Below are 11,827 nucleotides of genomic sequence, written 5' to 3' on the forward strand. Positions count from 1 at the left end.
ATCAAAACCAATAAACATGAAAACCCTAATAACTAGTATTTTAATTTTATTTTTTCCAATGCTTAGCTTTGCGCAGAAAGCAGCTGTTTCTGGTAAAGTCCAAGATAATGCAACTAAAGAAGCAATTCCGTATGTGACAGTTTCCATACAAGACAATACCTCAAAAACAATTGCAGTCGGCGTAACAGACGATCAAGGATTTTTTAATCTCGAAGAACTGCCAAGCGGTAAGATGACCATTTCTTTTAGTTATGTAGGTTATCAAAATTATACCCGGACATTGGAAATCATTTCGGAGAAACCAAAAACAGAATTAGGAACTATTCTTTTAAATGCCGATGCTGTACAATTGAATGCAGTGGAAGTTACCGGACAAAAATCCAGCGTGAGTTTAAAACTCGATAAAAAAGTTTTTGAAGTGGGTAAAGATGTACTTTCGCAGAATGGCTCTGCTCACGATGTTTTAAACGGAGTTCCTTCGGTCACAGTTAGTCCAACGGGAGGAATAAGCCTTCGCGGAAACAGCAGTGTGTTGGTATTAATTAACGGACGTCAGTCAGGTTTAACACAAAGTAATTCTCTCGATCAAATTGCAGCCGATCAAATTGAACGTGTAGAAGTAATAACAAATCCTTCGTCCCGATATGATGCTTCCGGTTCGGCAGGAATTATCAATATTATATTAAAGAAAAACAAAAAGAGCGGTTTCAGCGGTCAGGTTCGATTAGTTGCCGGATCTCCAAATGACAGCCGCCTTAATCCAAGCATCAATTTTAAATCAGATAAAATCAATATTTTTTCCAATTTTGGAATACGTTCTTCGGATTACGTTGGCTTATATACTACCAATCAGTCGACTATGAACAATGGTGCTCCAAACTACCTTAATCACGTGCAGAACGAAGACCGCCACGACGATGGAAAATTGATTTATCTGGGTGCTGATTATTATATTGATGAACACCGCACCATTACTGCTGCTTTTTTAAAAAATGCCACGAAAGATGATGACAAAACCCGTTTGTTATATGATTACAGTAATGCGAATCATACACGAGACAGTCTTTTAACAAGAGAAGGAAAATCACTGGAAAAAAGAGATTACAATCAATTTGAGTTTAATTATACCCAGACTTTTAAAAAACCGTCAAAAAAATGGACTATTGATGTGCAGTACGACTGGTGGAACAGCGACAAAAAGTGGAATCTTTCAACACAGCTTATTTATCCGCAAACGCTGGTTTATCCAGGTATTAGAACCAATTCAATAGGAAGCAGTAAAGATTTGCTTGTGCAGAGTGATTTTGTTCTGCCAATTGATTCTGTTTCTGTGTTTGAAATGGGTGTTAAATCAGAAATTCGTAAAGTTTCCAGTCAGTTTTTGGCAGAGCAGCAAGAGGGAAATATTTGGACAATTTATCAAAATATTGACAATGACCTCAATTATACCGAAACCATTTCAAGTGCTTACGCGCAATACAGCAGCAAGTTGAAGAGATTTAGCTACATGCTGGGGCTTCGTACAGAATTCACCAAAATTGCTATTACAGATATTAAAAACACTTATAACGACGATAAAAAATACAACAGATTATTTCCCACCGTTAATTTAAGTTACAAGTTCGAAGGATCTACTTTACAGTTAAATTACAGCAAGCGAATTAACCGCCCGCTCTTATATGCTTTGTATCCTTTTAACGAACTAACCGATTTGAATGCGCAATATATTGGGAATCCAGATCTAAATCCTTCTTATTCTGATGTCTTTGAATTGGCTTTGCTTAAAACATGGAAAAAATTCACACTGAATCCTTCTGTTTATTATCAATGGGAGAGTGGCTATATTCAGGATTTTACGTATCGAGAAAATGATATATTTTTTACAACGCCTATCAACATTCAGCATGAAATACGAAGCGGTATAGAACTTTCTACATTATATAATCCGTTAAAATGGCTTCAGGTAAATTTAGAAATGAATTTTTATCATTTTACGCAAAAAGGAAATTATAAGGAAGAAAACCTTGATTATAGCGGAAAAACGTTTACCGGACGTTTAAGCACTCAGGTTAAACTGCCTTCAAAATTCAGTTTTCAGGGGCGTTACAACTTTCGAGGTGCGCAAGAAAATGCACAAACAAGAAATAATGCCTTGCAGTCACTTGATTTTGGTTTAAGCAAAATTTTATTAAAAGATAAAGCTACCCTTGTATTTGATGTTTCAAATGCTTTTGACTTACGACAAAATAAAAGCAGCACAACCGGCACAGATTACAATATCACCGAAAATAGTATCCCAAATGCAGCCCGCTACCGACTTAGTTTTGTTTATCGTTTTAATTTAACAGATCCAAAAGCAATCAGACAGGCCAGTAGTGCTAATCGTAATTAACAGTAGAGGATGAAGCTTGGAGGATTAAAAAAGAGACAAAAGATAATTTTTATCTTTTGTCTCTTATAGTGATCTATATGTCCATAAAAAACAGTAAGACCACACAAATTTACCCCATGTTAGTACGAAAAGTATTAAACAAATAAAAAGTCAGTTTGATGATTTATGAAATAAAAATCCTATTTTTGAAAGTAAATAATACTGACAATTGTCAAACATAGCGACCCAATTAGGGTAGATAAGTTAGACTTAGTCAGACATACTTTAAGTTGTACGTTATTATACTCCTTTGAAACACCAAAATAAAAAAGAAAATACAAAATGAAAAAAATAATATTCTTACTCCTTACATTATTCCTTACAAATTTTAACTATGCTCAAAACATATTACTTGACAGTTTGGTTCAAAAGAATGGTTTTCCTTTCCAAAATGATAAAAACAGTTCCTTTCAGGGAAAAGGATGGGATATTTTGCTGGATGAAATAAAACAATCTAATTCTGTTTTGTTGGGAGAAGTTCATTTTACAAACGAAATTCCTTATTTCACAAATGCTATTATTAATGAGGTTGATTTTGATAACTATTTTCTTGAGGTGGATCCTTACTCTGTAGATTTAATCGAAACAAAAATTAAATCCCTATCTACTGAACAACTTAATTCTTTTGTTAAAGAATATTATATAAGCTTTTCTTTTTTACAGTATGAACCCGAATTTACTTTGTTTAATAATTTAATTAAACGTAATACCAAAATATATGGTGTCGAACAAATGAGTGTTTCTGCAGATCAAATGATAATTTCAAATTTAAAAGAAACTTCGAAAAATAAAAAAGTGATTGAGATATATGACCAAATGCTTCATAATTCGAAACTAGTTGCATCTAAAGAGGGTTTGGAAAAATACTACATGCTTTCTGAAGATTGTCTTCAAAAATTAGATTTGTTGTTGAAGTTAAAACTTTCTGTCAAAGAACGAAAACAAATTGAAGCATTCAAGTTAAGTAGAGAAATTTATACTAAAAGAAGTCATCCTTTAAGGATTCAATTGATGAAAAACATTTTGCTAACCCAAATGCCAGATTGGAATAACAAAAAAAATCTTTTCAAATTTGGTGCGAATCATATGCCAAAAGGTGAAACCATATTAACGAAAACCGATTTATATGATATAGGCAGCTTAATTTCTAATATTGAAGAGGCTAATTTCAGGAAATCGCTACATATAATGGTTGTAGGAAAAGGAGAAGACGAAGATGACAACAATAGTTTTAAATCTTTTCTAAATATGGTAAATAATGAACAATGGTACTGTTTTGATTTAAAGCCTTTAAAGAAATCTATTTTGCAAAACAAGCTCAAAGTAGATGATGTTTATTTATCGAGGGTTATAAAGGGGTATGACTATCTTATTTATATTCCTAAAGTAACTAAAAGTAGAGATATCTTGATAAAATAACAACGCACAACCGCCGTTTTAATTTTTCATAGTGCAATACGCGATGATTCTGTCACAAAACTTATTCAGGATGAAAACTGTATAATTTGCCTGAGTTTTTTGTGGCAGAAAAAGTATCAAGGTTGAAAATATACTTTATCGCAATAACTAATCTAATAACATTAATAAACTTTAGTTATCATTTCATCTATAGGCAGACGAACTTTTTTCGCAGCTGCCATATAGTCTTTCTCCGAATCCCGATATCCTAGAGCGAGGATAACTGTAGAGTGCAGCCCTTTTTCTTTCAAACCCAAAACGGCATCGATAGTGGCGGCATTAAATCCTTCGATAGGAGTGGCGTCCACTTTCAATTCTGCCGCGGCAATAAGGGCAGTTCCTAGGGCAATATACGCTTGTTTGGCCGCCCAAGTGGCTTTTTGTTCTGCGTTAATAGCGCTGAAATAGGAATGAAGTCCATTTTTAAATCCTGATAAGGTACCAGCATCAAGACCCCTTTGTTTTTCTGTCATTGCTATGTAATCGTCAATGTAACTTGAAGTCATGTCAGTGAATGCAGCAAAAACCAACAAATGAGAGCAAGAGCTGATTTGTCCATTATACGAATCGGCACCTAATTTCTTTTGGATTTCTGGATTGCTTACAACAAAAACACGGTAAGATTGGAGACCACAGGAAGATGCTGAAAGATTTATAGCCTCTAAGATCTGATCGATCTTTTCTTCTGTTACTTTAATGTTACTGTAAGCTTTTGCGGCGTAGCGCCATTTTAAATTTTCTATCAAATTCATTGCTATGTCTATCTTAAATTTTGGCAAATATAAATGTTATTGTTTTCTTTTTCGAGTTTTTGAAGCGCTCTAGGAAACTCCAAATCGATGACCTTAGTTCACTAAAGAATAATTATCTGTTTTCTTTCATTATTTGATTTGTTTACAGATTAATAATCTTTAAAAATGTATGTAAAAAGATTAATTATCTGATTTTAAGCATAAATAAAAATATTTAATCTTTTATCTTCAAATTTGCAGGGTAAAAAAACTAAATAATATCATCAGATGAAAGCGAACATACAAGAAGATAGGGGAATAAACGAAAAGCAGGATAGTGAAAACACCCAGAATACAATCAAGAATGATTTTGCATTCACATTAAAGAGCACTTGTTTAGATGAAAACTATCACCCCTCAAGTCAAACGCGTCTGACAACCAATTTTGCAAACTTGGCTAGAGGAGCCAGCCGCCAGCAAAACTTACGTAATGCCTTAAATATGATCAACAATCGATTCAATGCATTGGCTTATCTGGATAATCCAAAAGGGGATCGTTACCGTGTAGAACTTGAAATCATCACAGTAACGATGAGTATTGATAATAAGAATGGTAGCAATGATCTACCGATGATTGAAGTTTTAAAAACGAATATTATCGATCGTAAGACTGGCCAGCAAATTGAAGGAGTTGCCGGAAATAATTTTTCTTCTTATGTTCGTGATTATGATTTCAGTATTTTATTGATCGAGCACAATAAAAATAAATCTACTTTTTCTATTCCTGAAAATTTTGGTGATTTGCACGGAAAACTTTATAAGTGCTTTGTAAATTCAGCTACTTATAAAGAGCACTTTAAGATGCCACCGATCATTTGTCTCAGTGTATCGAGTAACAAAACGTATACTCGCACGGAGTATCAGCATCCGGTTCTGGGTTTTGAGTATCTGCAGGATCAGTACTCTATCACTGATGAATATTTCTCTAAAATGGGTCTAAAAGTTCGTTTTTTCATGCCTGCTAATAGTGTGGCCCCGATGGCTTTTTATCATTCCGGAGACCTGCTTGCTGATTATACTGATCTGGGATTAATCAGCTCAATCAGCACGATGGAGACTTTCCAGAAGATTTACCGCCCTGAAATTTACAATGCAAATTCAGTGGCTGGAAAAATCTATCAACCTAACCTTAAACACGAAGATTATTCACTGACCCGCGTGGTTTATGACCGCGAAGAGCGCAGCCGACTGGCTTTTGAACAGGGTAAATATGCCGAAGAGCATTTCATTAAGCCTTGCAAAAGTCTCCTGGAACAATGGTCTGCTAATTTTACCCTTTAATTGATTACAACGCATTAATATTATACTATTATGAAAAAATTATTATTACCCACCTCTATTGTTGGAAGTCTGCCTAAACCTGCCTGGCTTGCACCACCCGAAAAACTTTGGTCACCATGGAAATTAGAAGGCGATCAGCTGCTGGAAGGGAAACAAGATGCGCTGCGCATTTCTCTGCAGGAACAACAATTGGCAGATCTAGATATCATTTGCGATGGCGAGCAGACACGCCAGCATTTTGTAACGACTTTTATCGAACATTTAAGCGGTGTAGATTTTGAGAATCGTAAAACAGTAAAAATTCGTAACCGTTATGACGCTAGTGTTCCAGTGGTTGCAGGTGAGGTTGCACGTCAAAAAGCAGTTTTTGTTGAAGATGCTAAATTCTTACGTAAACAGACTAATAAGCCTATAAAATGGGCATTGCCAGGCCCGCTGACAATGGTAGATACTTTGTACGACGACCATTATAAAAGCAGGGAAAAATTGGCGTGGGAATTTGCGAAAGCACTTAATGAAGAAGCAATAGAACTTCAAGACGCAGGGGTAGATATCATCCAGTTTGATGAACCTGCATTTAATGTGTTCTTTGATGAAGTAAACGATTGGGGAATGGCAGCATTAGAAAGAGCCATTGAAGGTTTACACTGTCAAACTGCAGTTCATATTTGCTATGGTTATGGAATACAGGCAAATACTGATTGGAAAAAGACATTAGGTTCTGAGTGGCGACAATACGAAGAAATTTTCCCGAAAATTCAGAAATCTAAAATTGATGTGGTGTCTTTAGAATGTCACAACTCCAATGTGCCTTTAAATTTAATGGAACTTGTTCGCGGTAAAAAAGTAATGGTCGGTGCCATTGATGTGGCCACCAACACTATCGAAACACCAGAAGAAGTTGCTGCTACCCTGCGTAAAGCTCTTGAGTTTGTAGATGCCGAAAATCTTTACCCTTCTACAAACTGCGGTATGGCCCCGCTATCTCGAAACGTAGCCAGAGGCAAGTTAAGTGCTTTAAGTGCAGGAGCAGAAATTATACGCAAAGAACTTGGGATTTAGTCTCAATGTATTAATTAGAATATGGTTTCCTTGGTTGAAGCCTGCTGTCTGTAGAATTCAACAAAGCGATTCTGCAGACAGACTAATGAATCTGGAGAATCTACGTTTATCCGCGTAAGATATTTTTGTAATCTTGGCTCTACGGAGAAATAATATTTAAAACACATTGAAGAAATTATTAGAAGTATTAAAAAAAGCAGGTTTCGACGGTTTCCTGTTAATGATAGCCGCCATGATTCTGATGGCTTATTTTTTGCCAAAGCCAGGCATGGTCAAAGAACCTGTTTCGCTGGAGGAGATTGCTAATGCCGGCGTTTCCTTGATTTTCTTGTTTTATGGCATGCGACTGAGTGTTGAGAAACTAAAAGCCGGACTTTCTAACTGGAAAATGCACATTGTCGTCCAGTTGACAACCTTTTTATTTTTTCCGCTCATAGTTTTGGCATTTCGCCCGTTGTTTGTCAATAACGGCTATGAGCTGCTTTGGCTGGGTGTATTTTTTCTGGCAGCACTACCGTCTACAGTATCCTCTTCCGTGGTCATGGTTTCTATCGCCAAGGGAAACATTCCCGCAGCCATTTTCAATGCGAGTATTTCCAGTTTGATCGGAGTAGTGGTTACGCCGCTCTGGGTTGGGCTGTTTATAGCTGCTGCAACAGGCGATTTTGATGTAACTCAAATCGTCATAAAGTTGATTCTTCAAGTCCTGCTGCCTGTCATCATCGGCATAAGCCTCAATTCCCGTTTCGGCGCCATCGCCGAAAAATACAAGAAACAGCTCAAATATTTCGATCAGGCAGTTATTCTAACCATTATTTACACGTCGTTTTGCAAGTCATTTTCCGAACATCTTTTTGAAGGCTTTACCGCCCTTGAACTTGCTGGACTCGCTGCAGGGATGATGGCGTTGTTTTTTGCCGTATTCTTTTGTGTCGGACTACTCAGTCGCCTGCTTGGTTTTTCAGATGAAGACCGTATTACTGTCTTATTCTGTGGCTCTAAAAAGTCATTGGTACACGGCACCGTTATGTCAAAAGTACTTTTTCAGGACAGTACGATCACCGGAATCGTATTGCTGCCGCTAATGCTTTACCATGCTTTGCAGTTGATTGCCGCAAGCATCATTGCTCAGGGTATGGCTCGAAGAAAAGAAGTATAATTTTATTGATGACGTAACCCTTTATCTTTTTTCGATAAAGGTTATCAAGGATAACGATCCCTGCTATAAAATAATGCCTTTTAGATTTTTATACTGTGAAGATAAATGCTGTAGTATGTTATCTTTTTAAATTGTTTAAAATAAGATTTTTGTATTGTTTTTAGTTATATTTGAAGAATTTTATTCTGTTTTAAAAAAAATCAAACCTGTTTAAAGTACTATTCTATGGAACAAATAGACGCCATTGATCTTCAGTTATTAAATATACTACACGATAATTCTAAATACACTGTAAAAGAGCTTGCTAAAATGGTAAATCTTTCGGCATCGCCTGTTTTTGAGCGGATTAAAAGATTGGAAAACACTGGATATATTAAAAAATATATTGCCCTGCTGGATGCAGAAAAATTAAATAGAGGTTTCATTGTTTTTTGTAATATCAAACTTAAGCAGCACGATCGTAATATCGGGAATCAGTTTGTTAGTGATATTATGAAAATAGAAGAAGTTGTGGAATGTTATAATATCTCAGGTGATTACGATTTTTTAATGAAAGTTTCTGCTAAAGACATGAAGCATTATCAGGATTTTGTGTTTAATAAATTGGGATCAGTTGAAAGTATAGGGAGTACCCAAAGTACCTTTGTTATGTCGGAAATAAAAAATATGTATGGATAGTTCCGTGATAGCTTATTTAGTTGAATAACGGGTTTCAAACTTTTAGTATTATTTATTGTTTTGATAATTCAAGAACATATCTAAAATTTGATTTTTTATCGGATGGAGGGGGAGTATATTTCACTTCACCATCAATTCGCATATCAAGTTCATATTTTCCAAGAAAAGTGTTTTCATATTCAAAATATCTATCCATCAATAAAACACGAGTCGGATCGCTGCCATATTTGCTGAAAAACTGGTAATTCATTATTCTGTCATCATATTTGGCTAAATTTTTACAATTTAATTTTAGGGGATAATCATCATCAATTCTAAATTTATAATACAGCATAAGATCAATCTGCAAATTTTTGTTTTTTTCGGAGATTTCATTTAGCAGCAAATCATAATCGCCTCTAAAGGCGCTTTTATCCTTTTTTCGATACAATAATTGGTAATAAAACTCACTTAGAAGTCTGGGATCTTGATTGACCACATCAAAATAATTTCTGGAGAAAATATAATCAGGATCGAGTAATAAGTTAATCAATGGTTCATTTTTTTTCAGTTCCTCTGATAAAAATGATTGTTCTATTTTTTTGTCAAAAGTAAAGGTGTTAATATGAACAAAAACCATATTAGGAACCAGATCGTCAATATACTCTAATCCGTAAGGGGCAACTAATGAATCAATTTTTCTCTTTACTTCATTATAAGAGAGTTTATAAGAGTTTTTTATTGAAATCTTAACTTTGTAATTATCCCGAACTCTCACAACCCCAGTAGTAAGAGTATCGATTTTTATAGTATCGCGACTAATTCCATTTTCGTTTGTTATCCATTGTTTTTCTTTTTGAATATCGCTATCTATAATATTTCCTTTGCAGTTTAGCAATAAGTTTATACGTTTAGGAAAACTGTCTATTTTCTGAAAACCATCAATTTCAAAACTAGGATGATTTACAAAAATTGTGTTATATCCTTCAGGCGTATCTTCAAAATAATAGCATTTTTGTTTCTTGTTATACTGCGCTGCAATTGGCTTTTTTTGATAAGATTCCAGAGTTACAACCGCATTAGTTATATTTTTTTTCTCGCAAGCATCTTTAAGATATATTTTTACAAAAGTTGAATCATTTTGTGCAGTACAATAAAAACAGCTTAAGAGAAATAAAAAAATCACTGTTTGGGGTGTTTTAAAAGTCAAGTTAATTATCATATTTGTCTTTTTCTTTAGTAGTTACTTTATGCATTAATTGTCCCTGCCAATTTAGTCTGGGCAAATGTAATTATCGTTAGTAAAAAAAATAAAACTATTACTTTCATAAACTTAAAAATTTTGGTCTAAATATTCTTTTCCATCTAGAGAAAGCCAGCCTTTCTGGCCATTTGGTAATTCGAAACGAGCGTAGTTTCCTTTAAAATTGTCTAATTTTTTATATTTAATTTCTTTCATCATTGGATAATAAGTAAAGAGACCATTTTTTTCAATGCGATAGTTTTGTTGATCTAATACGGTAATATTATCGCAGTTTTTTGGAAGTTGATTATTATAATTTTCTATTTCTATACTGGGATTTTCTGCTATTAAATAATCAAGCGTATTCAAATTAAATTTCCCGTTTTTTAGTTTTGTATAAAAACAAACTGGATAACTCATCGTGGTTCCCATCATTTCAGAATAAGATGTAATTGTATAAAGACCTTCATTTGCATATTGAATTGTTTCAAATTGTTCTCTATTGTAGAGTTTATGTTTTCTTCTCGAATCCCCAAAATTTAGAACAAGAGAGCTAATTTCACCAGTAATATAAAATTCATCGTTTTCTGCGGTAATTTCAAAACCAGTTCCCATATCCGGAAAATACTGTGCGCCATCTGTGCTGTAAGACGCATCTTCTTTTTTATAATTTTCGCCAATAAGGTTTATTCGTCTTAAACTGTCACCTTCAATAATTTGCATATTTGGATAAAACCTTGCAAAATTAAATGCCCGAATATTTTTTAAATTAAACTTCTTAAAAGTATAATTATAGATCTCAGTTTTTCCTTTTCTATAGCCAATTATAAAATAGTCATTACTGACAATAGAATCAAAAGATTTATTTATAACTGTTTCATTGTAAGGGTTTTTAATCTGTAATTTTTTGTTTTTTAAAGTGTCAATTGTATAAAAATGACTATTTAGTTTTAATTCATTTTGCTCAACCTGAATGTCTATTGCATTAAGATTTTTATATACTGATACGTCATAATTTTTAAAAGAGTCATTCAAATTACTTCTATCAAATAAAAATTGAGTTTTTTCTTTTGTCGGAACAATAAAACCTTTTGAATGATACATAATCTTTTTATTGCCTCCAAAATTTAAAATGCAATATGGTATTAAATATTCATTTCTTTGATGCTGAATTGAATCTTCTAAAACACTAACAACAAAGAAGTTTTTGTTGTATTTATAGAATCGGTAATTATCATCTTCATTGATATCATTTTTTGTTGTAAACCTTTGATTATCTAATTTTTTAAAATCAAATGAGATAATTTTAGAAGCAATAATTGTTGAGGAATCTTTTTGTACTTGTTCAAATTCTTTTTCTGTTACTTTTTCCAATTCATATTTAAGCGGTTTAGTTAATCCTTCAAAATGATCAATATCCTCTAATTTTAAATGATATAAAGAGTTCGATTTTTTTACAAAAACTCCTTTTTCAGGATGAATAAATTGCAATTCACCTTCTTTTATTTTAAAAACTTTTTGACCGAAAGAAACTTGGGTTATTAGAAGCAAGCTGAATAGTATTTTTTTTAAATCTTTCAATTTGATATGTTTTTTGTTTTTTTTCTTATCGTTGCTGATTATGGTTTCAATTTCTTTTTTGTCTAATTCATAAGAAATATGAGGCCCAATTACAACGTACTTACTTTTTTCCAATTTTCAATATGTAATTTAGTAGTCTCTAGTTCCAGCAGAATAATTGATAA

9 protein-coding genes are annotated in these 11,827 nt (G+C 33.6%); 6 read left to right on the top strand and 3 right to left on the bottom strand.

Annotated features, from left to right (window positions below; genetic code table 11):
• The first annotated feature begins 16 nt into the window (after positions 1–16).
• The gene (locus tag C4F50_RS05975) at positions 17–2,392 is read left to right on the top strand and encodes a TonB-dependent receptor (protein WP_193845495.1); all 2,376 of its coding nucleotides are present in this window, start codon (positions 17–19) and stop codon (positions 2,390–2,392) included.
• A 321-nt stretch (positions 2,393–2,713) separates the two neighbouring features.
• Positions 2,714–3,850: a hypothetical protein gene (locus C4F50_RS05980; RefSeq protein WP_193845496.1), complete on the top strand. Its 1,137-nt coding sequence runs from the start codon at positions 2,714–2,716 to the stop codon at positions 3,848–3,850.
• 161 nt (positions 3,851–4,011) lie between these two features.
• On the opposite strand, the gene C4F50_RS05985 is transcribed toward C4F50_RS05980, so the two are convergent.
• Entirely contained in the window at positions 4,012–4,641 is a 630-nt protein-coding gene (locus C4F50_RS05985; protein WP_193845497.1) for a nitroreductase family protein, read from the bottom strand.
• A gap of 267 nt (positions 4,642–4,908) precedes the next feature.
• On the opposite strand from C4F50_RS05985, the gene C4F50_RS05990 reads away from it, so the two are divergent.
• From C4F50_RS05990 to C4F50_RS06005, 4 genes are all read left to right on the top strand, one after another.
• Positions 4,909–5,961: a DUF1852 domain-containing protein gene (locus C4F50_RS05990; protein WP_228011966.1), complete on the top strand. Its 1,053-nt coding sequence runs from the start codon at positions 4,909–4,911 to the stop codon at positions 5,959–5,961.
• A 30-nt stretch (positions 5,962–5,991) separates the two neighbouring features.
• Positions 5,992–7,023, top strand: a complete 1,032-nt coding sequence (locus C4F50_RS05995) for a methionine synthase (protein ID WP_193845498.1) — start codon at positions 5,992–5,994, stop codon at positions 7,021–7,023.
• Positions 7,024–7,189: 166 nt separating this feature from the next.
• Positions 7,190–8,182: a bile acid:sodium symporter family protein gene (locus tag C4F50_RS06000; RefSeq protein ID WP_193845499.1), complete on the top strand. Its 993-nt coding sequence runs from the start codon at positions 7,190–7,192 to the stop codon at positions 8,180–8,182.
• A 225-nt stretch (positions 8,183–8,407) separates the two neighbouring features.
• Positions 8,408–8,860, top strand: a complete 453-nt coding sequence (locus C4F50_RS06005) for an Lrp/AsnC family transcriptional regulator (RefSeq protein WP_193845500.1) — start codon at positions 8,408–8,410, stop codon at positions 8,858–8,860.
• Positions 8,861–8,912: 52 nt separating this feature from the next.
• Here the strand turns inward: C4F50_RS06005 and C4F50_RS06010 are convergent, their stop codons facing one another.
• The gene (locus tag C4F50_RS06010) at positions 8,913–10,025 is read right to left on the bottom strand and encodes a hypothetical protein (RefSeq protein WP_193845501.1); all 1,113 of its coding nucleotides are present in this window, start codon (positions 10,023–10,025) and stop codon (positions 8,913–8,915) included.
• Positions 10,026–10,172: 147 nt separating this feature from the next.
• Positions 10,173–11,777, bottom strand: a complete 1,605-nt coding sequence (locus tag C4F50_RS06015) for a hypothetical protein (RefSeq protein WP_193845502.1) — start codon at positions 11,775–11,777, stop codon at positions 10,173–10,175.
• Between the last annotated feature and the right edge of the window lie 50 nt (positions 11,778–11,827).

The sequence above is a fragment of the Flavobacterium hungaricum genome, from assembly GCF_015182285.1.
GTDB classification, from domain to species: domain Bacteria; phylum Bacteroidota; class Bacteroidia; order Flavobacteriales; family Flavobacteriaceae; genus Flavobacterium; species Flavobacterium hungaricum.